Here is a 25,085-nt window from a genome sequence, read left to right as displayed (position 1 = left end):
TTTCGGGGCGGTCGAAATATTAATATTTCGACCGTTTTTTATTGATTAGTAAAAACTTAGGTTAGTCCCACTTCATTCTTTGCAGCCTAACCGCATTGAAAATAGCCAAAAGTGCCACGCCCACATCAGCAAAAACCGCTTCCCACATTGTCGCAAGTCCACATGCACCGAGAATTAGTACAATGACCTTGACACCAAAGGCCAAACCGATATTCTGCCAAACGATTTTTCGGGTAGAACGACCTATTTGAATTGCGCGTGCGATCTTGCTCGGTTGATCGGTCTGGACAATAACGTCTGCAGTCTCAATAGCGACATCGCTGCCCAGACCACCCATTGCGATACCCACACCACTAGCTGCTAAGACAGGGGCATCATTAATGCCATCGCCTACAAAAGCCACTTTCGTATCGGGTTGTTTCTTGAGTTCTTCGACTTTGTTCACTTTGTCTTCCGGCAACAATCCGCCTTTTGCCCAATCGATGTTCAATTCTTTAGCGACTTGCTGCGTAATGGAATCTTTGTCGCCTGACAGCATTATGATTTTGGAAATCCCAGCATCTCTAATTTGTTTAATGGCTTCGTGCGCATCTTCCTTCAATTCGTCGGCTATCGTTACATAGCCTGCAAATTTGCCGTCGATAGAAACCATAACGGTTGATTCCACGATACCATCCGTTTCAGGAGGAACCTCTATTTTGTTCGAGGTCATCAAAGCTTTGTTGCCTACCAGCACGGTTTTTCCGTTGACCGTTCCTTTCAATCCCTTTCCGGCCACTTCCGAAACATTGGCCGCTTCATAATCCGAACCGTCCGCTTTATATTCCAGAATCGCCTTTGCGATGGGATGGGTGGATTGTTCTTCCATGGCCATCAAGTACTTCATAAACTCGGCTTCCCCTTCGGCTCCGCTCAGGGCAGGCTCAAAGGTTATGGACTTGATTTCCTTGATTTTGAAAACTCCTTTGGTAACGGTTCCCGTTTTGTCCATTACGACGGTGTTCACTTTGGTCATCGCATCCAAGAAGGATGCACCTTTGAACAGAATGCCGTTGCGCGATGCAGCACCCAATCCACCGAAATAGCCCAGGGGAATGGAAATGACCAAGGCACAGGGACAGGAAATCACAAGGAATATCAAAGCGCGGTACAACCAATCCCGAAACACGTAATCATCCACAAAAAAGTAAGGCAGGAACGTCAGGCCGATGGCGAGGAATACAACGATAGGCGTATATATCCTTGCAAATTTTCTAATGAACAGCTCGGTCTTGGATTTTCTTGCGGTCGCGTTCTGTACCATATCGAGAATACGGGCAATGGAACTGTCCTTGAATTCCTTGGTCGTCTCGATTTCGATTACGCCGTCAAGATTAATGCTTCCGGCAAAAACCGTATCGCCCTTGGCAATGGTATCTGGTTTGCTTTCGCCTGTCAAGGCCGCGGTATTAAAAGAGCCCTTTTCAGAAAGTAGCATACCATCGAGCGGTACTTTCTCGCCCACACGCACCTGAATTCTCTCGCCTATCCGGACGGTCTCGGGATCGACCGAAACAAAATCCCCATCACGATATACCAATGCCTCGTTCGGGCGGACATCAAGCAATGCCTTTATGTTTCCTTTTGCCCGATTGACCGCTGCATTCTGGAAGAGTTCGCCCACGGCATAGAAAAGCATTACGGCCACACCTTCCGGATATTCCCCGATGGCGAACGCCCCCAAAGTCGCAATTGACATCAGGAAGAACTCGGTAAAGAAATCACCTCTTTTGATGCTTTCCCACCCTTCCCCTATCACGGGAAATCCAACCGGAATATAGGCCACCGTGTACCATAATACGCGAATCCAACCAGAAAAGTGGGGGAATGCTTCAAAATAGTCAAAAAGGATGCCTGCCACCAGCATTACAAAACTGAAGATGGCAGGGATATACTCTCGAATGTTCAGCTGTGATGAAACCTTATTATTCATAGAAGCATCCTTTTTGTCACTATCTGCGACCTTGAGGTCTCTTAAGCTTAATTTTTTCTTTTTCGTCATTTGTTGTCATTAAATATAAGGCACGGAAGTATGTTTTTGAAATACTGAATTTTGGTTATTACAATACCTTATTTAAGTATGAGTATGGGAATACTGGAACCAAAAACTAATTTCCTTCTCAGCCCTTTCTCGAATAATCGTTCAAAAAATTTATGTTCCCTAAAGAGAAGTACCAATACATCAATTGGTTTTTGACTAAGAAACTTGTCAATCCCTTTTTCAGGGTCTTCGTTTTGAAAAGTGTTGAAATGGAATTCTTTTTGTCCCAAGAAGTTTTTATAATATGCACGCACCGCATTTGCATTTAAGGGCATCTCATTTTTATTCGTAATTTGTACAAGGTGCAAATTGGCAGTGAATGATTCCAGCAAGTTGACCAAGAGATCTAAATCGACATCATTTTCTAAACTATCCTCATCCAACGCTAAACCTAAATATCTGATGGAAGTGAATTTTACGCTCTCTGGAACAACCCATACCGAACAAGGGGCATTACGGCTAACTTTTTCACTCACCGTACCTATAAAAAACTCTTCGATTGATGAATCCGCACCTTTAGTGCCCATTACTATTAAATTGGCATTTTCATCTTTTGCTGTTTGGCAAATGACATCTACGGTCGCACCAAAACCAACCTGACTTTTGTAATCGATGGATGTCAGGTCAGGAAAACTTTCAAGATATTCCCTAAGTTTTTGTTTATTTAATTTTTTCTGGGATTCGTGGGTTCCTGAAACTGGAGCTGCCATAGTTCCCATTCCTATTGGGGTGCTCGACGGATATGCCACGGTGTAAGCGTGAACAAAAATAATTTTCGTTTTTAGTTGCTTAGATAGACCAATAACATAGTCCGCCGTATTTTTCGCTACCGGAGTAAAATCTATCGGCACCAAGATTGTTGTTGTTTTCATATCACTCTGTTTTTGTTACGTATTAAAAAGAAGGTAGAAGAAATATAAAATAGCATCTAAAAAGTAAAGGATAAACAATACCATAAACATCGCAGCAAATATCAACATACAGGAAACTTTATCCCTCTTCGTTATTCCGTCAACTACTGGTTTTCTGTCTTTTTTTGTTTGCCTTCTCTCCCTTCTATTCTTAGACATTGTCAATATTTTTTATTGTCTATTCACCATTTATTCAGCCCCCTAAATCATAGAACCACGCTTCAGCTTGCATAATGGCTTACCAAAACAATATCCTACACGCCCAATGACGCACTGGTAACATTAATGACCAACTCAGGGCTGGCGGTAACGATGGCAAGGAATCCCGCCCCTGCGGAAGCGGTCAGTCCCCATTGTTTGCGCAGCATCTTTAAAGGTGTCAACAGTTGGTCCGCACCCCAATGTGCTGCCCAAGCTGCCAATCCTAATACTACTACCCAAAGCCAAGCGTTCATATCTTTGTATTATTTGGTTCTAAGTGAATGTGCACATCCATTATCTGAGGGAATTTATCAAATAATTCATCTTTTACTTGATGTGCAATACTATGCCCTTCCGTAATGGTTTTGTCTCCTTCGATCCATATGTGCATATCAATATGATAGGCCGTTCCCATCTTGCGCAACCGGCATTTTTCAATTCTTTGAACCAAAGGAATTTGTTCTGCACTAAGCTTAATATCTGAAAGGAATTCCGGCTCAATTGCTTCATCAAGCAATTCGCCCAATGCGGGTCTTGCTATTTTATAGGCATTGTACAATATGAAAATAGCGGCAACTATAGCCGCAAAATCATCAGCTATTTCATAACCCTTTCCACCCCACAATGCAATAGAAATCCCTATAAAGGCCGCCAAAGAGGTAATCGCATCACTGCGATGATGAAACGCATCCGCTTTTATAGCATCACTTTTTGTGTGGTTTCCCGTTTTCAGGACAAAACGATAAAGTAGTTCTTTAACGACCACGACCACAATCAACACCACTAAAGTAAAGGGTGCGGGTACTTTATGGGGCGTTTGAATGTGACGGATACTTTCTTTGGTTATTATAAAAGCAGCCAGTGTAAGTATGCAGGATATGCCCAGTGCAACAAGGGCTTCTGCTTTTCCGTGGCCGTAGGGATGACTTTTATCAGGGGCTTTTGAAGACCACCTGATGCCTAAATACAATAAACCTGAAGAAACCACATCTGTAGTGGATTCTATGGCATCGGCGATAAGGGCATAGGAATGCCCGAAAAATCCACCAAAAAACTTGATGATTGCCAAAAACATGCTGACTACGATTCCTATAACCGTAGTTTTCAACCCTTCCTTTGATATATTATTTGGATTTCTGCTCAACTCTTTAGATTCTTACATTAGATGATTTTACTTAATATTCATTATTACTTTTTAAAATAATTTACTTAATTCACCTCGACAGTTTCAATATCCTTAAGGCACCACGCATTACAAATGTGAAAACGATGCCGCCAATCACCAAATCGGGCCATTTACTATTAAGAAAATAGACCAGTACCCCTGCTACTATAACACCACCGTTTACGATAATGTCATTGGACGTAAAAATGGCACTTGCCTGCATATGGGCCTCTTGGCTCTTGGTCTTGTTGATAAGCCAGAGCGATATCAGATTACCTGCCAATGCGAAAATTGAAACGATAATCATCCATTGGAACAAGGGTGTTTCGGTGTTACTAAAAAATCTTCGTAAGACCTCTGCAAACCCAAGTGTCGCCAGGGCCATTTGAAAGTAGCCACTGAATCTGGCCACTTTCTTTTTTCTGGAAATAGCGCCGCCGACCGCGAACAGACTAAGTGCGTACACTATGGAATCTGCCAACATATCCAACGAATCTGCAATAAGGCCCATAGAAGAAGATATCCAACCTGTGGTCATTTCGATAACGAAAAAACCGAAGTTGATGCCCAAGACCCACCATAGAATCTTTTTTTGTTTGGATTGGTCTTCTATTACAGGTGGTTCGGCTTCTGTGGTTCCCTCTAAGGAATCCCCAAGTTTTAAGCTGGCTATAGACGTTTGTATGGCCTTGATACCGTCCACGTGATATACTTCCAATTTTCTGTTGGGAATATCAAAATCCAGATATTTTACTTGAGTGTAAGCCTCCAACTTCATCCGAACCATCTGCTCTTCTGAAGGGCAGTCCATTTTACTGATTTTAAAAGTGCTTTTATTCATTTATATACTACTGAATTAATTGTCCTTTAGTGCTTCATATGTTTATGCGATTCTATATATCTTTCCAAGATTGACTTTAAGCTATCCAAATATTCCACGAACGAGCTGCCGGAAATCTCGGGTGTTTCGCAATCAGGGATTGTAATAGGATTTTCATCAAGATATTGGTATAGTTCGGGGTAGTCCTGCTCAATTCTCAATGTCAATTCGTTAATTTCCTTGGTCAATTGCTGAAGCTTCTTCATCCTTATTATTTTTTTCTACAACTTTCACATATTCCTTTTAACACCAGGTTCACATCGCTCACTTGATAATCGTTTGGTAAGCTTTCTTCCGATATTTTATTTGGTAAACAGATTGTTTTCGTACAATCGGTACAATGAAAGTGCAGATGTAAATCTGTACCGTATTTATCTTTGGCATTTTCATCGGAAATCGCATATTTTGCCACTCCGGTCCCATCATTAATCTGATGAATCAACCCTTTATCCTCAAAAGTCTTGAGATTGCGATAAAAGGTGGTTCTGTTTGCCGTTTTGTTTTTTTCACTTTTGGCGATAAAGACTTTTTGCATTTCCTTTAAGGTTACGGCATAGGTCTTCCTCTTGAGGTATTTGTAAATTTTCAACCTCATTTCAGTAGGGCGTATCCCTTTGGTAAATAATATTTTTTCCGTGTTTGTCATTTAATATTCTTTCAAAAAACTGGATTCTTCTAAGTCCCAATTTTTCTAATCTTTTTTATAAGCCAAAAGGCGCAGCGCATTGGCCACTACTACCAAGGTAGACCCCTCGTGAAATGCCACGGCTATTCCTATGTTTGCCCAGCTCAAAATGGTGGCTGGTATGAGCAGTGCCACAACACCAAGGCTTACCCAAAGGTTCTGCTTGATAATAGCTTTTGCTTTTCTACTCAAGCCAATAGCAAAAGGCAGGGTTTCCAACTTGTCGGCCATTAGGGCAACATCCGCCGTTTCCAAGGCCACATCGCTTCCAGCCGCTCCCATTGCTATGCCCACGGTACTGTTCGCCATTGCGGGTGCATCGTTTACACCATCGCCTACCATTGCCACCTTGGATTCCTTTTCCTTTAGCTCTTTTATGGCATCCACTTTTTCCTCTGGTAACAAGCTCCCCCAAGCATCGGTCAATCCTATTTCTTTCGCCACGGCATCGGCAACCTTTTGGTTGTCACCAGTAAGCATAATCATTCGTTTGATACCGATTTCCTTTAATTTTTTGAGGGTTTCCTTGGCAGCTTCGCGAGGGGTATCCATTAGGGCAATAACACCTATATATTCTTGGTTTTTCCGAATAAGCATCGTAGTATTTCCCCCACCTTCGAGGTCACGGACTTTCGTTATTATCTCTTCGGAAGGGGTGCTCTCATCAAGCCCTTCGTACAGGTCGAGGTTACCGACATAGATTTTGTCATTGCCCAATGACGCTTTTATACCTTTGCCAAGCACGGCTTCCAAATCGGTTGCATCAGGTATTTCCTCGCCTTTCAAACGTTCCTTCCCATCTCGAACCACTGCTTTTGCCAGAGGATGATCACTTAGATTCTCTACGGCTACAGCTATTTTTAAAAGTTCGTTTTCAGAAATATCGCCAAGCGGGACCACTTCGGTAAGCTTGGGTTTTCCTTCGGTCAGGGTACCCGTCTTGTCAAAGGCGAGCGCGGTAATAACCCCCAAGTCTTCCAAAGGACGACCCCCTTTGATAAGCACTCCACCACGAGCGGCCCTCGCCACTCCACTCAATACCGCACTCGGGGTCGAAATCGCAAGGGCACAGGGGCTGGCAGCTACCAATACGGCCATAGCCCTATAAAAACTAGCACTAAACGGTTCATCGACGACCAAAAAAGCAAAGAGCAACAACACTACCAATACCAGTACGGAAGGAACAAAATATCTTTCAAATTTATCGGTAAGCAACTGGGTGGGCGATTTTTGGGTCTGGGCCTCATTCACCAATTTTACCAATCGGGACAGTGTTGAATCCTTTGCCTCTTTGATTACCTTAATTTCAAGCGTATTGTTGCCGTTAATAGTTCCTGCGAAAACTCGGTTTTCGTCCTTTATATCATCATCCTCTGAATAGTCCTTGCCGGAATCTTCCACAGGAACTTTATCTACTGGGACACTTTCCCCGGTAATGGGGGCTTGGTTGACACTGCTTTTACCATCAACAACAACGCCATCGGCAGATATTTTACTGTTTGGCTTAACTACAATAATATCGCCTTTACTCAACTTTTCAATACCAACTTCTTTGGTCTTCCCATCTTTTTTTAGCAAGGCCGTTTTTGGTGCTAAATCCGCCAAAGCCGCAATAGATTTTCGGGCTTTCTCCATCGCATAATGTTCAAGGGCGTGCCCCAGACTAAAAAGGAACAGTAACAAGGCACCTTCCGCCCATTCGCCCAAAGCAGCGGCACCGATAGCGGCGACTAACATCAAGAAGTCGATTTCAAAACCACCTTTGGCCACTGTCTGAATGGCTTCTTTAGCTGTAAAGTAACCTCCAAAAAAGTAAGCACCAATGTAAAGGGATAAACTCACCCAATCCGGTATTGATTGTACGTAGGAAAGGCCAAAACCAATACCCAGAAGCGTACCGCAAATGATGGCAAAAATAAGTTCGGTGTTCTTTCCAAAAATACCACCGTGGGCGTGTGCCTCACCTTCACCCTCCTTGTGGTCGTGTTCTTCGCCATCTTTGTGAACGTGGTCTTCGCTCTCGCCAACGTGTTGATTTTCTTCCTTGTCTTGAGTATCTTCGGATTGTTCTACACCGTTGGAAATTTCCATCTTTTGTAAATACACTTCTGTATCAACGGAAGGTTCAATAATAGTAAGCCCTTGTTTTTCTATTTTCTTTTTAATCGCCCCAAATCCTGTAATACCCTTATCAAATTCCACACGTATCATTCCTGAAGCAGATGCGGAAACTTCGAGAACTCCATCGACCTCCTTGACTGCTTTCTCGATGGTTCGGGCGTGACGGGTGTGGCGTATCCCTTCCACGGCTATTAGCCTATGCCCAAATTTATCCGTGATTTGGGCGCCAGTAGTCTCTGCCAGGGATTGTACCCTATCAAGGGAAATGACATCAGGGTCGTAATGGAAACAGAGTTGCGGAACACCGTCCGCTTTTTCATCGGATACGTGTACATTGTCAATGCCTTGACGTCCTTTTAGTTTATCGATGAGCCTCTTGACACAGGCATCTTTTTCGTCCGGCACCTGCGGAAGGATTACAGGAATGTTGATTTTTAGTTTTTTCATATCCTTAGTTGATTTGTATCCAGTTTTTTGCTTGTTCCTTATCCTGAAGGTCAAAATATTTGACTTCTGAACCGGTAAAGAAATCGGTGGCTTTGGCGGCCCATTTCTGCCATTTCTTATCTCCAACGAATGCCATTTTCCCATAATCCGATAGATGTGCGGCATCTACCTTTAAATCTGCCCATAAACCTTCAAGGTCATAGCCGTCAATATCTTCCAGTTCAAAGTAAAAGTCCACCTTATGGCCTTTTTCGATGATGTTGTGAGTGAGCGGATGGATTTTTTCAATATCCTTCTTTGTAATTTTACAGGTAATCTTGGTGGCAATCACGTTTTCATTTTCTATGTTCAGAATCTGTATCATTTTTCCAGTTTTAATTGCTTTAGGTTAAAATCATAGAATTAACACCCGTGTTGGGGCATTTTTATTTATTCAATTGTATAATGCTTTTCTTGTATAGAACATCAGGGCAAGACTGCTTCCCATAATACCAAACAGGGCATTTTTTAGGATTTGGTCCATATCCCTAAACCTTGCAGCTTGCCCGACTGCTTTTTTGAACAAATACCACCAGTTGCCCACATCAACACCTTGGTCATACTCGAACAGGGAAATGCCCAAAGGCTGTATGATGATTATGCCAACTGCGAACCCTAAAACAATAGCAATAAGAAGTCCTTGCCTGTTCAGTGCTCCTATTTTTTGATTTTGTAAGCCATTGGACGGTTTCATTTTCAGCTATTTCTCGGTTTAGAAATCAGATTGTCCAATTCCAAATATTTTTCTTTCATAAGACTTAAAGCAAAAGCTCCGGCAGATGCACTAAAAACAGAAAAGTCAAGCACTCCTTTAATTCCGGTTGAAAAAGTCATTGACACAGCAAATAGTAACAGTAGAAATCCGCTTAATTTTGCAAATAGTTCTGTTTTAAATCCTATTATCAAGAAAATCGCAAAAACAATTTCGGCTACGGTTGCCAAAATTCCGATTGTTGGGATTAGTGAATTCGGAATCCAAGGATTTATCATTTGGGTATAACTCAAGAAACTGTCCCAATTTCCCCAAACAGAAACTTCTTTGCTCCAAATTCCAAATCTATCGGCTACTGCTGATAAAAAACCGAATGAAATTGCTAATCGCAAAAAGACTTTAATAATTTTGGCATTCATATTTTTTATTTCTCGTTTCTAATTTCTGTAGAGTTCGGTTAAATGCAACGCAACCTGTTTTCCTGTGACCATTTTTTACAATTCTCAAAATCTTTCTCGCTTATTTTGCCTAATACAAAACGTCCCTCAGGAATTCGATTGCACAGTTTTGTTTATGGAATTTGGGATGAGGGTTATCCAGTGCTTCCAGTGTAAATCGCATTCCCCAAATTTTAATAGGAAATTATAGTTCTTTCGTTTAAATTAATTTAACTGTTTTAATTATTTTATTTCTCTATCCATTCCTTGGCTAATTTTTTTTCATCAGGACCGAAAAATTTAATATGCGCCTTTGTAAAGCGTATCAAAACTTCCGTAAACTGTTCTTGCCATTTGGCATTACCCGCTAATGCAACCCGTTTTAATCGTTCCTTATTTGGAAGTTTGATTTCAATACCTTTCCAATACGCACTTGAGGTCCAACCCTCAAAACTTTCCATCTCAATGTACCAGTACACTTTGTTGTGTGCCTGTATGTGGTCCTTTAATTGAGGTATCAAATTTTCATAATCTGTAGCATCCAACCTATTTTGAGCTACCATATATACCTTACATTCCTTTTTATAAATCGTCATCATTGTTCCAATTTTTTAATCAAAAATGGTTAATCCAAATCATCACTGCATTTCTCACAGACACCCTTTACCACAAGATTGATATCTTCTGCCACATAGCCTTCGGGCAGGTTTATCGTCGGAATTTTATGCTCGGTCAGGCACACCGTTTCACCGCAACTATTGCAATGAAAGTGTAAGTGAAGGTCGTTGCCGACCTCACATTCACAATTTTCCTCGCACAGGGCATATTTAACAATACCGGTGCCATCCTCAATTTGGTGCACGATTCCTTTTTCCTCAAATGTTTTCATAGTACGGAAAAGTGTGCTCCTTTCTGAACGTTCAAAATCCTTTTCGAGCTCGCCCAGGCTAATGGCCACGTTTAATTGCGCCAACCGTTTATAGGTCATCAAGCGCATTGCCGTAGGGCGGATGCCTTTGCTTTCTAAAAATTTTTCAACTTCTTGCATATTTACGTGATATTGTAGTTGATATTTTTTGCTTTGTTAAATGCTTCCCAACCTTCTTTTGCAGCGTATGGAACGATGAGCAAGGCCGCTACAGGATCTGCCCACCACCACTCCAGCCAGTTGACCAATAGCAATCCTGTCAATACGACCACTGTCTGGTAAAGACAAATAAAGGTGTCTTTTGCATCAGCCAATAGAGCTGGACTTTCCAGTTTGTTACCATATTTTCTTTTAAAATATATCAAGATAGGATTGACAACGAGCGAGACCAATAATATGACCAGTCCCAACGTGCTCCAGCTTGCGGTTTCCTTATTGATGAGCTTGGTAATGGAATCATAGGAAATGAAAATACAGATGAGCGTAAATGAAACTGCAATCACGTTCAAGGTAATTTTTTGTCTTCGTTTTACCTTTTCTTCATCGATGCCTTTGAGCTCGCCGTGCAGACGCCATCCAAGTGTTGCGGCACTTATCACTTCTATCGTGCTATCAAGTGCCCAACCTACGAGTGCGGAACTATTTGCTGTTATTCCAGCAATAAGCGAGACGACCACCTCTATAACGTCATAAATGACGTTCCAAATTTGAAGTGTTCTGGCCTGTTTTAAATTGGTTTTTCTTGTTGTTTCCATATTTTTATGGCTCTATTATTTTGTATCTTTTTGCTATCCATTTAAGCCTAATTATTTTTCTTCAACGCATTAATTACGAAACAATTAAATTTTGAATTGTTTTAAAGATTCCTCTGTTTTTATCTGAAAAGCATCTTCAATCTCAGACAAATAAATGATGCCATCACCAGGATTTGGGGTTTTGCCATTTTTGAGAATGATGTCTATTGCAGATTGTGCTTCCTCGTTCTGGCAAACGAGTTCCAATTTTACCACAGGGCTGTTTGTTACGTGAAAATCGAGTGAAGGTTTAGCTCCTTTTGCCTTGAAAGCCCCAGTTCCTTCTGCTTGTGACAGGGTCATACTTTTAAATCCGTTATCAGTCAGGGCTTCTATGATTCTTTGTATCCTGTTCGGTTTTACAAATGCTTTTATTTCTTTCATAATTATTTATTTTTAATCGATTTTGAACCGAGCCTATCCTTTAATTTTAACTAACTAAATAAGACGATAAACAGACTCGGAATCAAAACCATTGATTGTTATAGAATTAATGCCCGTGTTCCAGTTCACCCTTGACCATTTCCGAAGAAAGGGTGTAGGCTCCAACTGTGACTACCCTAATATTTTTTGCCATTTCTGAAGGAATATTGATTTCCACAAAGCCAAGGTCATTGACGCCTGTACTTACGGGGATTCTTCTAAATTTCACCGAGTTTTCTTCGGTCTCCTCATCCTCATCCACAGTGAAAATATAGGATTGTTCGCCTTCCTTGACAATGGCTTCCTCTGGAACGGCATATCCTGATTTTTGTCCTTCCGCAATCCTGCCTTCAACATACATACCGGGAAGCAATTCGCCATTTTTATTATCTATATCGGCGTGCACGTGCAAGGCCTTAGGGTCTTCCTCAAAGGTTTTACCGATGGAATGTACTTCTGCGGTCAACAATTCATCGGGTTTAGAAGCTACCGTAAAGATTATTTTCTGTCCTTCCTTTACCTTTGGAATATCCTTTTCGTACACTTTTAAGTCTAAATGGATTTTAGAATTATCGCTCACGGCGAACATCTTGGACTGTGGTGCCACATAGTCCCCAAGACTTACCATTACCTCGTCTACATAGCCCGATATTGGCGTAGTTATAGGTATTGCAGAGTAGATTTCTCCTTGCTCTACCTTGGATGCGTTAATTCCCAATAAACGTAGTTTTGACCTTAAACCGTTTACACTTGAGGTCGTGGAACGAAATTTTGATTGTGCCATCTGGAATTCCTTGCCTGAGGAAACACCTTTGTCGAACAATATTTTTTTTCGCTCAAAATCCTGCTTTAGGAATACGAGTTCATCGTTCTTTTCCTGATATTCCTGCTGCATACTTATAATATCAGGATGTTCAAGATAGGCAAGCACTTCACCCTTGCGCACTTTATCACCTTCTATAACCTTAATCGACCTAACATTACCACCCATAAACGGACTGATATTGGCCTTGTCTTGAGGGAAAAGTTCGAGTCTTCCTGTAACCTTGATATTGTTACCGAGATTACGTTTTTCCAACAGTTTGGTCTCAAGACCAACGGTTTCGATTTGGTCGTTGGTCAGTATTACCACGCCTTCCTGGCCTTCTTCTCCATTTTGTCCTTCATCCTCAACTTCCATTTTATCCGTCACCGCCTCGTTTTCTGAATGCCCTAATTCCGATTTGGGCTTGTCGTTGCAGCCAACCATAAAAAAGGTCATTAATGCTACACTTACTATTGCTATATTTTTCATTTTTTATTCTTTTTTTAGATTATAGGTTACCCAATTGGTATTGCAGCTCAATAAACTGCTGGTTATACTGATTTATAAACTGTAAATGGTTTTGTTTTATCCTAATGGCACTGTTGAGAATGGTGATATAGTTCACATAATCAATTTCACCTTCCTTAGAGGCCAGTTCTGCCGTTGCAATCTGTTCCTCGGCCAATAGCAAGGCACCTTCCTGATAGTAGTCAAGTGTTTTTTGGGTCTTTTCCAGCGATTTTATGAGCTGTGACACCCTACTTTCGGTCATCGCCTTTTGTTCGAGATACTGGTTCTCGGCAACCATAGCATCAGCCTTGGCCGCCTTTACCCTTGATTTCTGGGGAAAGAACCAAAGCGGTATGCTGATACCTGCCTGATAGGTATAGAACCCTGAAGCATTATCTACCTCTTGACGGCCATAGGTAAGGTTGAATTGTGGCAGGAACTGTGATTTCTCGACCCCGATATTGGCTTTGCTTACTTCCGCATTTTGCATAGCATATTGAAGCAAAGGATTATTGGCTGCGGAAGCCGAATCCAAATTGGCCAAAAAATCCATCGGTTCATAGAGCTGACCGACCGTTTCTATTTCTTGATCTATGCCCAAATACTGCTTCAATGCCCTTTTTGCAATTTCAATATCATCATAGGCTTGCTGCCTTAAGACCTGAATCTGTTGATATTCTGAAGAAGCGGCAATAAATTCCAGCTTGCCAGTTTCCCCTGTATCATAGCGCAATTCGGCAGCGGTCCTAAAGTTGGCATAAACACTGTCCAACTGTTCCGCAAACCGCAGTTGTGCCTTGTTATAGTTGATACGGTCGTAAGCCTGCATCACATTACGGATCAATTGCTGTTCGTTGACGGCGTAGAACTTTTCGCCCAGTTCGACCCGTTCTTTGTAGAACTTGGATTTTGAAAAACCGGAAAGTAAATCAATATTTCCCTGTTGTACCCCAATTGTGGTCTGTACACCGGGAAAGTCATTGCCCGCTTCTTCCTTCCCCGTAAAAATCTGCGTATTCCCCAAATCGAAGCTAGTGCCTTTCATCGCCTGTTCACGCTCAATAAAAGCTTGGCTTTCCTTTAGGGAAGGATAATTCTCCTTGGCCATAGATATGGCTTCTTCCAAAGTAAGGGTTTGGGCCAACTGATTGTCCTGTGCATTTGCTGAATTTGGGGTTAAAAGCCCTCCCAAACTCAATAATACAATAATAACCGTTGTGCCTTTGTTAATGTAACTTACATCGCCACCATTCTCCTTCTTTTCTTTTCGGGATTCAAGCCAATAGTATAATACGGGTAGAACAACAAGCGTTAAAAACGTCGCTGTAAGTAATCCACCAATAACCACCGTTGCCAATGGTCGCTGCACTTCCGCACCCCCAGAGGTAGAAATAGCCATTGGGATAAAGCCCATAATGGCTGCCGTTGCAGTAAGCAAAATTGGACGTAAGCGTTCGTGCGTTGCTTCGTATATTCGTTTTTTTAAGTCTGTCATTCCACTTTCTTTTAATTCATTGAATTTGTTTATCAGTACCAATCCATTTAAAACCGCAACTCCAAAGAGCACAATAAAGCCTACGCCTGCGGAAATACTAAAAGGCATTCCCCTTATCCAAAGGGCAAATACGCCACCAATGGCCGCCAAAGGCACTGCCATATAAATCATTAGTGATTGCGAGAATGAACTCAAGGCAAAATAGAGTAATATGAATATTAGGAAAAGTGCAATAGGCACTACAATCATTAATCGGTCTGAAGCACGTTGAAGGTTTTCGAACGAACCTCCGTAGGTTACAAAATAACCAGGTGGCAGTTTCACGTCCGTTTCCAATTTTTGCTGTATTTCCTCGACCATCGACTTTACATCACGTCCACGAACATTGACACCCACGGAAATACGACGAGAGGTGTTGTCCCTTGAGATTTGCATTGGTCCTGGCTTATAACTGATTTCCGCCACTTCCTTTAATGGTACTTGTGCTCCGTTTGGTAGGTCTATGTAAAGATTTTTAAGGTTATTGATATCTTGTCTAAATTCCTTTGCCAATCGGATGACCACATCAAATCGTTTTTCGCCCTCAAAAATTACGCTCGCTTGTTCGCCTGCAAAGGCAGCACTTACATAATCATTCAATTTATCGATGGTCACGCCATATTGTGCCATTTTTGCCCGATTGTATTCCACTGTCATTTGAGGTAAACCGCTTGTAGCCTCAACATTTAAGTCTGCCGCTCCGGGAACTGTTCTGATGACCGCAGCAATTTCCTGTACCTTGTCTGCTAAAACGCCCAAATCTTCTCCGTACAATTTAATTGCCACATCCTCACGAACACCCGTAAGCAATTCATTAAAACGAAGTTCTACAGGTTGTGTAAAAACGAAATTTACGCCGGGAACTACTGAAATTTTTTCTTGGATTTTTTCTATAAGTTCTTCTTTACTATCTGCGGAAGTCCATTTACTCTTATCTTTTTCAAGAATAATGTAACTATCGGCAATGTCCATAGGCATTGGGTCTGTTGGTATTTCAGCCACACCAATCCTTGAGACTACCGTTTTTACTTCGGGAAATTCATTGATTAAATTTTGAAGTTTCTTTGAAGCCTCAATCGACTCGGTAAGACTGCTCCCCGGTTTTATCAAAGCTTGAAACGCAATATCGCCCTCATCAAATTTAGGTATGAATTCGCCACCCATATTACTGAAGATAAATCCTGCTATTAATAATAAGGTAACTGCGCCAATAACGACACCTGCCCGAAAACGAAGTGCAAAATTGAGCAATGGTACATACGCTCTGTTTAGACCCGACATTATTTTATCACTGAACCTATCAATTTTATTTTCAAACTTGGCAAACCAACTATTCTGATTTCTTGTAGGTTTAAGGAACATTGCAGAAACCATTGGCACATAAGTAAGACAAAGAATAATAGCACCTAAAACTGCAAACCCAAAGGTAAATGCCATTGGACGGAACATTTTTCCTTCTACACCGGTTAAGAATAAAATTGGCGTAAAGACGATAAGAATAATCAATTGTCCGAAAAATGCGGAATTCATCATCGTACTTGCAGATTCATAGGCAATTTCGTCCATTTCAGCCTGCTCGATAACCTTAGTTGATTTTTTCATCCGTTGATGAATATGGAAAACCATTCCTTCTACAATGATTACCGCACCATCAACGATGATTCCAAAATCTATTGCACCCAAGGACATTAAATTTGCCCATACACCGAATTGTTTCATCAAAATAAATGCGAACAATAGGGATAAAGGGATTACCGAAGCCGTAATCAAACCACCACGGAAACTTCCCAACAATAGCACCAAGACAAATATCACAATTAATGAACCTTCTATGAGGTTTGTTTGTACTGTGCTTGTGGTTCTTCCTATCAATTCACTTCGGCTTAAAAACGGTGCTATATAAACACCTTCTGGTAGGGATTTTTGAATCTCATCGATACGTTTTTGCACATTTTCTATTACAGTACCCGGGCTTTCGCCTTTTAGCATCAAAATCTGTCCGCCTACAGATTCGTGGCCATCTTGGGTAAATGCACCATAACGCACTTGATTACCGTAGCCTACTTTTTCCGCGACATCCCGGATTAAAACAGGGCTTCCATTTTGAGTCGTCACAACCGTGTTTTCCAAATCGGCGATACTACGTGCCAATCCCTCGCCACGGATAAAATTGGCTTGGTGGTTTTTTTCAATATAAGCTCCACCGGTATTGGCATTGTTCACCTTAAGGGCTTCAAAAACCTGGTTCATTGTAATGCCAAAACTTTTTAGTTTATCTGGATTTATGGCTACTTCGTACTGTTTTACATAACCTCCAAAAGCATTGACCTCGACGACTCCGGGGACTAATGCCATTTGGCGTTTTACAATCCAATCTTGGATGGTACGAAGCTCCATTGCGTCATATTTTTCCTCATAACCATCTTCTACTTTTAAGGTGTATTGAAAAATCTCGCCCAAACCTGTTGTTATGGGTGCCATAAAAGGTGTGCCGAAACCTTCAGGGATTTCTCCGGCAACTTCGGTTAATTTCTCTTGTACCAATTGCCTAGGAAGATAGGTTCCAGCCTCATCCTTAAAGACAATGGTAACTACAGAAAGACCAAAACGGGACACCGAACGTAGTTCGATAACGTCAGGTAGATTTGCCATTGCCAATTCTACGGGATAGGTAACAAATTGTTCTATATCTTCTGTTCCTAAATTTGGGGCAACTGTTATAACCTGTACTTGGTTGTTGGTAATATCGGGTACGGAACCTAGGTTTATTGTGGCCATAGACCAAATGCCCGTGCCGACAAGTGCCACTATAAAGAGTCCAATAATAAATTTATTATTAATGGAATATGAAATGATTTTGTTAATCATAGAAAAAGTATTAATTCAGTTTAAACCTCGCAATGCAATTAGATGCAATGCGTTTATAATGCAATGCTTACTTTGAAAAGCATCACGTAAGGATATAGCTATCCTTAAAAAACTGAATTATACTTTAGGGGGTTGGAAAGGCGATTCCAGATATCTGGAAGTGAGGTTTACATTATGTAAGTTAAACTGTTTTTTTCCTTCAAACTTTAGTTGATTGGTTAAAGCCGAATTGTTGTTCGCAATAATTAATACTAAAGGGTGACAACATTGATTATGGGGATGAACTGGTGTATTCTCCTTATCTGGGTTATTATGATGCCCTTCCTTTTTTGCATCACTGTCAATGTAATCTTCAACTACATATTCAATGAAAGAGTCGCCATAAACTTTATGGTCTTGATAATGGGTAATAATACTTGAAATTTCTTTAATTGGACCACAAAAGTCCATATCTATGCTAATCCCTTGAAAAAAGAATAGAAACGACATGGATATGGAAACAAGTATTTTCATAAAGTTTGACAAAGATACAAATTAATCGATGCACAGTTTGTGCAAAGATTAAACTGAATTATGCCCGAGGTGGCTGTAAAAGGGAAAGTGAAATATCCTTGCCCAAACTGTCGAAATGGGCAAAATTTGCTAGCGAAATAGTAGGCTGGATGGGTTCAAAAATAGCCAGGCCGAAATCGATGGTATGCGAATGGCAACAATGGCATTGACAGAATGGGGAACACAGTTCGCAGTCTTGACCGTGGTCGCCATCGAAGTCCATTACAGAAACGACCTGTGTGCCATCATCAACACTGCTGGCATCGCTACAAGGCACGAAATTGAGTGCCAGAAAGTAGATGGATAATATGATTGCCAAAAATTTCACGATGCAAAGATAAAGGAATTATAGTGCAACTGTGTTGCAAAGGAGTGATGGAAAAAGGGCAACGTTCGTAAGAACGCTATTAAATTAAAATATTAGACAATAAACGTAAAAACTTTAGTCATTAGCGCTTATCCGCCAAATCGTATGCGTTTTATCATCGGTTACCAATAATGAGCCATCTTCAGTGACTATGGCACCTACCGGCCTACCGTATACTTCGTCCTCTTGGGGATCGACGATAAAACCGGTCAGAAAATCCTCTTCGGGCCCGGATGGCTTTCCGTTTTCAAAGGGGATATAGATGATCCGATATCCCGATAGTTTCTTTTTGTTCCAAGAGCCATGTTGCACGACAAACGCCCCACCGTTATATTTTTCCGGGAAACTATTTCCGTCATAAAAGACCAACCCCAAGGAAGCGGTATGCGATTTCAGGGCATAATCGGGAATCAAGGCTTCGCCCCTTCTCGTGGGTTGTTCGATTTTAACTCTCGGATCTTCATGTCCGAAGTAGGTATAGGGCCATCCGTAAAAACCATCTTCTTGAACGCTGGTCAGATAGTCGGGTACCAGAAAGTTGCCCAATCCATCGCGTTCGTTGACCACCGTCCATAGAACTTTTGTTTCGGGTTCCCAGTCCATCCCTACGGGATTTCGAAGACCAGAAGCAAATATTTCCAGTTCCGAGCCATCAGTGTTGCAACGTAGAATATTTGCCTTTAGCAGCTCCTTTTCGATTCCTTTCTCGGCGATGTTGCTCCCACTTCCCACAGCAATGTAGATTTTCGATTCGTCTTCATTCGTTATGATGTTTCGGGTCCAATGTTGATTGGCTTTTCCAGCGGGCAGGGTGGCTATTTTTTCTCCTTTGGCGGTAATGCTCATCTGTCCTTCTTTATACGGATATCGCATCAATGCATCGGTATTTGCCACATAAAAAGAATCTCCAATGAGTAACATACCGAAAGGTTGGTTCAAGCCATCGTGAAGAAAGGTTTCCCTGACATCGGGCATTCCATCCTTGTCCGTATCGCGGAGCAGGGTAATTAGGTCGGCGCTGTTTGAGAGGTTCTTTGATTTACCGGCACCGATAAGCCATGCCCCTATCTGCTTGAAAACTCCGTAATTGGAATTGCTCTGGGCCACGAGAATATCGCCGTTGGGAAGCTCGTACAACCAACGTGGGTTTTCAAAGCCATCGGCGTATTTGGTAACGGTAAAACCTTCTGGCGCTTTGGGCGTCCTTCCGTTTTCCCAGCCTAGTACATTTGAAAAGTTCGAAACGGATTTCGTAGCGAACGGTTCTGGAAGTGAATCTATCGCTTTATCCTGTCCCAAGCCGTAGGCGGATATAATAAGGCTAAAAAATACTGCTAAAGTTCTCATAATGTTCGAATTTGATTGTTGATAGTCAAATCAAAATCAACCTTCCTTGTTTTCCAAGACTAATCTTGCTACTCAGTTAGGTTTCGTGTTTCTTCGTCTAGCTTTCCTTCAAATTTTGGCAATGGCCTGTTTTTCTGTTCCTCTTCCGTTTCTACTACACCATTTTCATTGATATCGTTTATCAGCCATTCCATTTCCATAATTTCCCTACGTTGTGCCTTTATAATTTCGTCGGCGAGTTTCCTTACGCGGATATCCTCAATTTGAGACCGCTCACTTGTCAAAATGGCGATGGAATGGTGTGGGATCATACCTTCCATATAGTCAACGCCCGTCACGGTTACCTGACTTCTAACCAAACCAATACCACTGGCAATCAATACGATGCCCAACCCGATTATCGCTATGTTCACTCCCCGATTTTTGTACATACCCAGCATAAACAGAAGCATTATAATGATCATGGAGCCGGCCATGATTAGAGTCATAAAAAACCTTGTTTCACTAAACCAAAAGTGATCAATAATTTGGTAAGAATTTGTGTACATTAAAAAGAACATTGCCACCATTGCAGTAGCGATCATTCCGAAAAATTTACTATAGTTGTTGCCGCTTTCTTGTTTGTTTTCCATCTTTTTAGATTTTATAAATTAATAGTTTTGATTGTTATTGTTTAAAATTAAATTCTTGTAAGAGTGCTATCCTCTATACAGGCTGAATATTTATGGATGCTCAGGCCTGTGAGGACGATTTGATCTTATGTTTTAATTACCCAAAGTTCATATAACTGTTATGAGTATTTAACGCTAACCGACTTTCTGTGGCTGGATTGAATACTGGCTATTTTGCAGCGCCTCTTGTAAGTTTTCTAACGGCACCTCATATTGGGACTCTACGGTTGCTTCCGCATCTTCCAAATCGACCGACACATCGGCGACGCCCGTTACGTTCAAAAGTGATTTTTTTACATGGCCGCGACATCCGTTGCAGCTCATTCCTTCGATTGAATATGTTTTTTTCATTTTCTTGGATTTTTAATCTGTTACTTTTCTATTACTTCTTCAACCAAACCGCAGTCCATCATCTTTTCCCTGACACGTGGATTTTTGATTTCCGGAACGTTCGACACCATACTCGTCCCCAAAACTTTCTGTGAGGTATTTGGCCACTTTATTAGTCCGGTAGAGTTCCTTGACTTTTTGAGGTGTAATTACCTTTACGCTCTGCTTCTTTTTACCTTCCAAACAGGAGGTCAGCACTAAAAATGGGGCTGGAAATACAGCTGTTCTAAAAATAATTTTCATCTTGCTGTATATTTGAGGTTTCATATTTCACTAACATATCCTTGCAGGCAGCCGCACATTTTCTACAGGCTTCCGCACATTCCACACAATGTTGGTATTCGTGTTTTTCACATTCCGTGGCACATGACGTACAGAGCCTATGGCAATACTTTAGCAGGTCGCCAATGTCTTTGTAGGTCGTGGCCAGTATCTTCGCGGTCGTATTGCAAATTTCGGCGCATACGCGATTGGTGCGAATGCAGTCTACGATAGAGGCGACGTCATCTTCATCCAAGCAGGCATCGGCACAACGATTACACTGAACAACACAATTGTTCAAGGTTTTTATTAATGTCATTGAATTATCCATGATTGTTTTTAGATTTATCCGCTGTTTGGCCTTACCTATTAAAAAAGACAACTTTGCCAAAGTTTTACTAAAAATATCATTCGAAACCGTATAGGGTTGCCGTAAAAGATTTCATTTTTAATTCTATTAGAAAACCAGTTAAGTTATATTGAAATGGTTCTGCTGTGGAGGTCAAAATCAAATTCGATGTTTGAACTATTCTGTGGGGGAGGTAAAAAGTTGGGGATATTTTTTTATAAAGCTTTGGGCAAATAACTGCTCTTCATAAGATTATCAAAAAAATAGAAACCACAAAGGCCGCCCTCTTCGAGGAAGACCTTTGTGGCTTCAATAATTGAAAAGCTTTTATCTAACCAGGTCCAATATTTTAAAAATTATCAGCAACAACATCAATCCCGAAAACCTTCGACCGCATCGCCCAGGTCATAGACTTCTACGCCCTTAATCCGTTTTAAAAGGATGCTGCTCGCCGCTGCGCTACGATATCCGCTTGAACAGTGAACCACCGGATTAGGTTGTAGTTCACTTCCACTTCATACGCTGCAACCTAACCGCATTCAATATAGCTAATAATGCTACGGCTACATCTGCAAAAAACCGCTTCCCACATCGTTGCCAAACCACCAGCTCATAAAATCAACACGATGACTTAAACACCAAATCCTATAATGATATTCTGCCATACAATTTTTCGAGTAGAACGACTTATTTTAATGGCTTTGACCACTTTGGAAGGTTGGTCGGGTTGGATGATTACGTCTGCGGTTTCTATAGCCACATCGCTTCCCAAACCACCCGTTGCAATACCAACATTACTTGCGGCTAAAACAGGTGCATCATTGATGCCATCATTTACTAAATTTACATTTTTATTTTATCGAATAAAATTTTGAATTGATTCGGTTAACGTTTTCCTCATAAAACATCTTTTTTTGATAGTAAAAGAATAGTACTCACCTCTAAAAAGATGTAATTATGAAAAGTAAACTACTTTGCACAATACTGTTCCTTGGATCTCTTCTTTATAGCTTCTCTCAAGAATCCGTAGGGCTCGAATTAGTAGCCGATAACTTTGTCTCTCCTGTGGCCCTTGTCGAATCACCTGATGATTCTGGAAGGTATTTTATTGTGGACCAGGTGGGAGTCATAAACATTTATTCGCCCAAAAGCGGTGTTATCCCTACTCCTTTTTTGAACTTGAAGGATAAAATAGTTTCCCTAAAGGACGAACATGAAGAACGTGGGCTTTTGGGACTGGCCTTCCATCCAGATTATCGGGACAATGGAAAGTTCTTTGTTTACTATAGTGCTCCATTGAGCGATGATGGACCTGAAAACTGGGACCATACCAGCCATATTTCCGAATTTCGTGTGTCTCAGAATAACCCCAATCAAGCCGACAGGTCTTCGGAGCGAATAATTCTGAAAGTGCATCAGCCACAGGACAACCATAATGCCGGTAATATTGCTTTTGGGCCCGATGATTATCTGTACATAGCTCTAGGGGACGGCGGGGGCGCCAACGATATTGACAGAGGCCATGTGCCTGATTGGTATGGCGAAAACGCTGGTGGTAATGGCCAGGATGTAGAACAGAATCTTCTGGGAAGCATTTTACGTATTGATGTGGATGATGAATTTTCCACCTATGGAATTCCTGAGGATAATCCCTTTATTGACAAAGCTAGCATGGATGAGATTTATGCTTACGGCCTACGGAACCCTTTTAGATTTTCCTTTGATCTTAAAGGAGAGAATGAACTAATTGCTGGAGATGCTGGACAAGTTTCTTGGGAAGAAGTAAGTGTGATTTCTAAAGGCGGCAACTATGGTTGGAACGTAAAGGAAGGAACCCATTGCTTTAACGCCTATAATAACGATAAGAGTAAAGAAGAATGCCCCGACGCGGATAAAATGGGTCAGCCCCTAATTGATCCCGTGATTGAGTTTAAACAAGGAGGAACTGATCAAGGTGGAAAAGGCCTTGTTGTAATAGGCGGACATGTTTATAGAGGAGATATGATTCCCACACTGGAAGGCAATTATATATTTGGTACTTGGACCCAACACCATGGCAAGCCTGCAGGAGCAATTTTTGTATCGGATAGGCAGCAATCGGATTCCGGAATGTGGAATTTTGAGGAACTAAAATTAAATCAAGAAAAGGGACTCGGTCATTTTCTTTTGGCATTTGGCCAGAACAACGAGGGTGAAGTATTTGTTCTTACCTCCGACGAGCCCGGTCCTGTAGGTAATACCGGAAAGGTTTATCAGTTGGTAAAAGGTGAATGATGAATGAACGTGACTGAGACCTGTTCCCGAAAAAAGTCCGTCCAGCGAAAATTATATTTTGATTGACATCGTAACTCCAAACGTTGCAGGATTTCCCAAATCAATACAGCTTAATAGCAGAAGAAAGCTTATACCGAACCACTGTATTAAAAATCAATCATAATCTTCAATTACGATTTTTTCGGCAGCAACCCCTAAACTTTTTAAATCCTCAGTAACACTCTCCGTCATTTCGGGTGGGCCGCAAACATAGAAATGTTGTGAAAAATCTGTTATAATAGACTTCAAAAAATCCCTGTCTATATGGCCCGTGGGATACTTTTGCGTTTCTTCTTCAGAAAGGATGTTCATAAACCTTTTTTAAAGTAACGTTTCAAATTCTTGCTCAAGAAAAATATCCTTTTCTGTTTTATTGGCAAAAATCAAGGAATTATGATCCATTTCGTTTTGAAATCCCAATGACTTGAAAATCGCAATAAATGGCGTTACTCCGGCACCTCCAGCCAAAAACACCCCCTTACCCTTGAACTGGATAGCCCCGAAGACATCTCCCAGAATCAGTTCGGCCCCTTCTTCCAGTTTAGAAAGTTTTTTGGTAACCCCATCAAGTGAGGGATAGACTTTAATCGTAAACTTCAAATCTTTCTCTCTTGGTAAATTAGTAAACGTGAAAGGTCTTTTTTCGTTCTTACAACCTTCCAAGTTGATTGCTATTTCTGTGGCCTGCCATGGTTCAAAATCATAATTTTCTGGTTTTTCCGTTACCACTTCCAGAACATTGTAATTTATGAACTCTATGGATTTGATTTTAACAATGTGCTTTTTCATTTACTCCTATTTTCAAATTTGTATTTCTTGACAAAGGCTTTTTTTGCCCAACTTTGAATAGCCATTATCTTTTAATCGGAAAAAAGGTTTTGAAAAAAAATCATATTAATTTTTTCCATCTTATTCTTGACGCATATGGGACTTTCAGCCATACAGTCTTCACAACTATCGAAGAGAGTACAAGGGGGTCAACTATTTTTAAAATCAAATGGATTAACAGTTTACAGGAATACATACGCATTGGAGGATATCCTATTTTTGCCCACGTCAATTATACATAGGCTTCTGCCGGAAACATTCGACTAACATTTGGTACAAATCAGGATGTTTCTTTTTAAGCAAATCTGGACGCTCAAAAAAGTATTCCAAAGCTACCGCAAAGAATTTAGCTTGATTTGTACCTCCATATTTTCGGATATCAGAATAATTGATAAACGTTTACCATAAATTTAAGAACTTTTAACGAGTGTTGCATTCTGTGAATTTTAGAGTTAGGATTTAACTTC

23 protein-coding genes and 3 pseudogenes are annotated in these 25,085 nt (G+C 41.1%); 1 reads left to right on the top strand and 25 read right to left on the bottom strand.

Going from position 1 to position 25,085, the window contains the following annotated elements; all coding sequences use genetic code 11:
- Positions 1-61: 61 nt before the first annotated feature.
- The 23 genes and pseudogenes from P178_RS0111015 to P178_RS23555 form a co-directional block, all read right to left on the bottom strand.
- Positions 62-2,041, bottom strand: a complete 1,980-nt coding sequence (locus tag P178_RS0111015) for a heavy metal translocating P-type ATPase (RefSeq protein WP_027066274.1) — start codon at positions 2,039-2,041, stop codon at positions 62-64.
- A 68-nt stretch (positions 2,042-2,109) separates the two neighbouring features.
- Positions 2,110-2,952 (bottom strand): universal stress protein, encoded by an 843-nt coding sequence (locus P178_RS0111010; protein WP_027066273.1) that lies wholly within the window; start codon positions 2,950-2,952, stop codon positions 2,110-2,112.
- Between the two features lie 15 nt (positions 2,953-2,967).
- The gene (locus P178_RS23240; protein ID WP_155941618.1) at positions 2,968-3,150 is read right to left on the bottom strand and encodes a hypothetical protein; all 183 of its coding nucleotides are present in this window, start codon (positions 3,148-3,150) and stop codon (positions 2,968-2,970) included.
- Between the two features lie 292 nt (positions 3,151-3,442).
- The gene (locus P178_RS0111000; protein WP_027066271.1) at positions 3,443-4,336 is read right to left on the bottom strand and encodes a cation diffusion facilitator family transporter; all 894 of its coding nucleotides are present in this window, start codon (positions 4,334-4,336) and stop codon (positions 3,443-3,445) included.
- 70 nt (positions 4,337-4,406) lie between these two features.
- Entirely contained in the window at positions 4,407-5,198 is a 792-nt protein-coding gene (locus P178_RS0110995) for a cation transporter (protein WP_027066270.1), read from the bottom strand.
- 250 nt (positions 5,199-5,448) lie between these two features.
- Positions 5,449-5,883 carry a Fur family transcriptional regulator gene (locus tag P178_RS0110990; protein WP_027066269.1) on the bottom strand — a complete coding sequence of 145 codons (435 nt, stop codon included), beginning with the start codon at positions 5,881-5,883 and terminating at the stop codon, positions 5,449-5,451.
- Positions 5,884-5,928: 45 nt separating this feature from the next.
- Positions 5,929-8,490: a heavy metal translocating P-type ATPase gene (locus P178_RS0110985; protein ID WP_027066268.1), complete on the bottom strand. Its 2,562-nt coding sequence runs from the start codon at positions 8,488-8,490 to the stop codon at positions 5,929-5,931.
- A 4-nt stretch (positions 8,491-8,494) separates the two neighbouring features.
- The gene (locus P178_RS0110980) at positions 8,495-8,854 is read right to left on the bottom strand and encodes an STAS/SEC14 domain-containing protein (protein ID WP_027066267.1); all 360 of its coding nucleotides are present in this window, start codon (positions 8,852-8,854) and stop codon (positions 8,495-8,497) included.
- Between the two features lie 69 nt (positions 8,855-8,923).
- The gene (locus tag P178_RS0110975; protein WP_027066266.1) at positions 8,924-9,223 is read right to left on the bottom strand and encodes a hypothetical protein; all 300 of its coding nucleotides are present in this window, start codon (positions 9,221-9,223) and stop codon (positions 8,924-8,926) included.
- 2 nt (positions 9,224-9,225) lie between these two features.
- Positions 9,226-9,660: a hypothetical protein gene (locus P178_RS0110970; protein WP_027066265.1), complete on the bottom strand. Its 435-nt coding sequence runs from the start codon at positions 9,658-9,660 to the stop codon at positions 9,226-9,228.
- Positions 9,661-9,926: 266 nt separating this feature from the next.
- The gene (locus P178_RS0110965) at positions 9,927-10,277 is read right to left on the bottom strand and encodes an STAS/SEC14 domain-containing protein (protein ID WP_027066264.1); all 351 of its coding nucleotides are present in this window, start codon (positions 10,275-10,277) and stop codon (positions 9,927-9,929) included.
- A 26-nt stretch (positions 10,278-10,303) separates the two neighbouring features.
- Positions 10,304-10,726 (bottom strand): Fur family transcriptional regulator, encoded by a 423-nt coding sequence (locus tag P178_RS0110960; RefSeq protein ID WP_027066263.1) that lies wholly within the window; start codon positions 10,724-10,726, stop codon positions 10,304-10,306.
- Positions 10,727-10,728: 2 nt separating this feature from the next.
- Complete coding sequence (locus tag P178_RS0110955) at positions 10,729-11,361, bottom strand: cation transporter (RefSeq protein WP_027066262.1); 633 nt, start codon at positions 11,359-11,361, stop codon at positions 10,729-10,731.
- 84 nt (positions 11,362-11,445) lie between these two features.
- Complete coding sequence (locus P178_RS0110950; protein WP_027066261.1) at positions 11,446-11,784, bottom strand: P-II family nitrogen regulator; 339 nt, start codon at positions 11,782-11,784, stop codon at positions 11,446-11,448.
- Positions 11,785-11,890: 106 nt separating this feature from the next.
- Complete coding sequence (locus P178_RS0110945; RefSeq protein WP_027066260.1) at positions 11,891-13,117, bottom strand: efflux RND transporter periplasmic adaptor subunit; 1,227 nt, start codon at positions 13,115-13,117, stop codon at positions 11,891-11,893.
- 19 nt (positions 13,118-13,136) lie between these two features.
- Positions 13,137-17,540 carry a CusA/CzcA family heavy metal efflux RND transporter gene (locus P178_RS0110940; protein WP_027066259.1) on the bottom strand — a complete coding sequence of 1,468 codons (4,404 nt, stop codon included), beginning with the start codon at positions 17,538-17,540 and terminating at the stop codon, positions 13,137-13,139.
- Positions 17,541-17,657: 117 nt separating this feature from the next.
- Positions 17,658-18,053, bottom strand: coding sequence for a hypothetical protein (locus P178_RS0110935; protein ID WP_231500528.1), 396 nt, complete (start codon positions 18,051-18,053; stop codon positions 17,658-17,660).
- Between the two features lie 58 nt (positions 18,054-18,111).
- A complete protein-coding gene (locus P178_RS23685) occupies positions 18,112-18,420 on the bottom strand; it encodes a DUF6660 family protein (protein WP_081819423.1) in 309 nt (102 codons plus the stop codon).
- A 114-nt stretch (positions 18,421-18,534) separates the two neighbouring features.
- On the bottom strand, positions 18,535-19,806 hold the full coding sequence (locus P178_RS0110930; RefSeq protein WP_027066257.1) for a PQQ-dependent sugar dehydrogenase: 1,272 nt from the start codon (positions 19,804-19,806) through the stop codon (positions 18,535-18,537).
- Positions 19,807-19,874: 68 nt separating this feature from the next.
- A complete protein-coding gene (locus tag P178_RS0110925; protein ID WP_036146099.1) occupies positions 19,875-20,438 on the bottom strand; it encodes a DUF305 domain-containing protein in 564 nt (187 codons plus the stop codon).
- A 174-nt stretch (positions 20,439-20,612) separates the two neighbouring features.
- Entirely contained in the window at positions 20,613-20,828 is a 216-nt protein-coding gene (locus tag P178_RS0110920) for a heavy-metal-associated domain-containing protein (RefSeq protein WP_027066255.1), read from the bottom strand.
- Positions 20,829-20,867: 39 nt separating this feature from the next.
- Positions 20,868-21,110 (bottom strand): hypothetical protein, encoded by a 243-nt coding sequence (locus P178_RS0110915; protein ID WP_027066254.1) that lies wholly within the window; start codon positions 21,108-21,110, stop codon positions 20,868-20,870.
- A gap of 871 nt (positions 21,111-21,981) precedes the next feature.
- Positions 21,982-22,324 (bottom strand): annotated as a pseudogene (locus P178_RS23555) (heavy metal translocating P-type ATPase); the annotation flags it as partial.
- Positions 22,325-22,434: 110 nt separating this feature from the next.
- On the opposite strand from P178_RS23555, the gene P178_RS21870 reads away from it, so the two are divergent.
- Positions 22,435-23,751: a PQQ-dependent sugar dehydrogenase gene (locus P178_RS21870; protein WP_081819422.1), complete on the top strand. Its 1,317-nt coding sequence runs from the start codon at positions 22,435-22,437 to the stop codon at positions 23,749-23,751.
- Positions 23,752-23,904: 153 nt separating this feature from the next.
- Here P178_RS21870 and P178_RS21865 read toward each other — a convergent pair.
- A pseudogene (locus P178_RS21865) lies at positions 23,905-24,579 on the bottom strand (flavodoxin reductase).
- Positions 24,580-24,846: 267 nt separating this feature from the next.
- A pseudogene (locus P178_RS22885) lies at positions 24,847-25,008 on the bottom strand (zinc-dependent peptidase); the annotation flags it as partial.
- Positions 25,009-25,085 lie beyond the last annotated feature (77 nt).

This window comes from Maribacter sp. Hel_I_7 (assembly GCF_000688315.1).
Lineage (GTDB): Bacteria > Bacteroidota > Bacteroidia > Flavobacteriales > Flavobacteriaceae > Maribacter > Maribacter stanieri.
The sequence above is the reverse complement of the archived record's forward strand: the minus strand, read 5'-3'. Positions and strand labels throughout refer to the sequence as shown.

Excerpts from the sequence above, each read along its gene's own strand:
- P178_RS0111015 (WP_027066274.1), bottom strand. The coding sequence starts at position 2,041 with ATGACGAAAAAGAAAAAATTAAGCTTAAGAGACCTCAAGGTCGCAGAT.
- P178_RS0111010 (WP_027066273.1), bottom strand. The coding sequence starts at position 2,952 with ATGAAAACAACAACAATCTTGGTGCCGATAGATTTTACTCCGGTAGCG.
- P178_RS23240 (WP_155941618.1), bottom strand. The coding sequence starts at position 3,150 with ATGTCTAAGAATAGAAGGGAGAGAAGGCAAACAAAAAAAGACAGAAAA.
- P178_RS0110995 (WP_027066270.1), bottom strand. The coding sequence starts at position 5,198 with ATGAATAAAAGCACTTTTAAAATCAGTAAAATGGACTGCCCTTCAGAA.
- P178_RS0110990 (WP_027066269.1), bottom strand. The coding sequence starts at position 5,883 with ATGACAAACACGGAAAAAATATTATTTACCAAAGGGATACGCCCTACT.
- P178_RS0110985 (WP_027066268.1), bottom strand. The coding sequence starts at position 8,490 with ATGAAAAAACTAAAAATCAACATTCCTGTAATCCTTCCGCAGGTGCCG.
- P178_RS0110980 (WP_027066267.1), bottom strand. The coding sequence starts at position 8,854 with ATGATACAGATTCTGAACATAGAAAATGAAAACGTGATTGCCACCAAG.
- P178_RS0110975 (WP_027066266.1), bottom strand. The coding sequence starts at position 9,223 with ATGAAACCGTCCAATGGCTTACAAAATCAAAAAATAGGAGCACTGAAC.
- P178_RS0110970 (WP_027066265.1), bottom strand. The coding sequence starts at position 9,660 with ATGAATGCCAAAATTATTAAAGTCTTTTTGCGATTAGCAATTTCATTC.
- P178_RS0110965 (WP_027066264.1), bottom strand. The coding sequence starts at position 10,277 with ATGATGACGATTTATAAAAAGGAATGTAAGGTATATATGGTAGCTCAA.
- P178_RS0110960 (WP_027066263.1), bottom strand. The coding sequence starts at position 10,726 with ATGCAAGAAGTTGAAAAATTTTTAGAAAGCAAAGGCATCCGCCCTACG.
- P178_RS0110955 (WP_027066262.1), bottom strand. The coding sequence starts at position 11,361 with ATGGAAACAACAAGAAAAACCAATTTAAAACAGGCCAGAACACTTCAA.
- P178_RS0110950 (WP_027066261.1), bottom strand. The coding sequence starts at position 11,784 with ATGAAAGAAATAAAAGCATTTGTAAAACCGAACAGGATACAAAGAATC.
- P178_RS0110945 (WP_027066260.1), bottom strand. The coding sequence starts at position 13,117 with ATGAAAAATATAGCAATAGTAAGTGTAGCATTAATGACCTTTTTTATG.
- P178_RS0110940 (WP_027066259.1), bottom strand. The coding sequence starts at position 17,540 with ATGATTAACAAAATCATTTCATATTCCATTAATAATAAATTTATTATT.
- P178_RS0110935 (WP_231500528.1), bottom strand. The coding sequence starts at position 18,053 with ATGAAAATACTTGTTTCCATATCCATGTCGTTTCTATTCTTTTTTCAA.
- P178_RS0110930 (WP_027066257.1), bottom strand. The coding sequence starts at position 19,806 with ATGAGAACTTTAGCAGTATTTTTTAGCCTTATTATATCCGCCTACGGC.
- P178_RS0110925 (WP_036146099.1), bottom strand. The coding sequence starts at position 20,438 with ATGGAAAACAAACAAGAAAGCGGCAACAACTATAGTAAATTTTTCGGA.
- P178_RS0110920 (WP_027066255.1), bottom strand. The coding sequence starts at position 20,828 with ATGAAAAAAACATATTCAATCGAAGGAATGAGCTGCAACGGATGTCGC.
- P178_RS0110915 (WP_027066254.1), bottom strand. The coding sequence starts at position 21,110 with ATGAAAATTATTTTTAGAACAGCTGTATTTCCAGCCCCATTTTTAGTG.
- P178_RS21870 (WP_081819422.1), top strand. The coding sequence starts at position 22,435 with ATGAAAAGTAAACTACTTTGCACAATACTGTTCCTTGGATCTCTTCTT.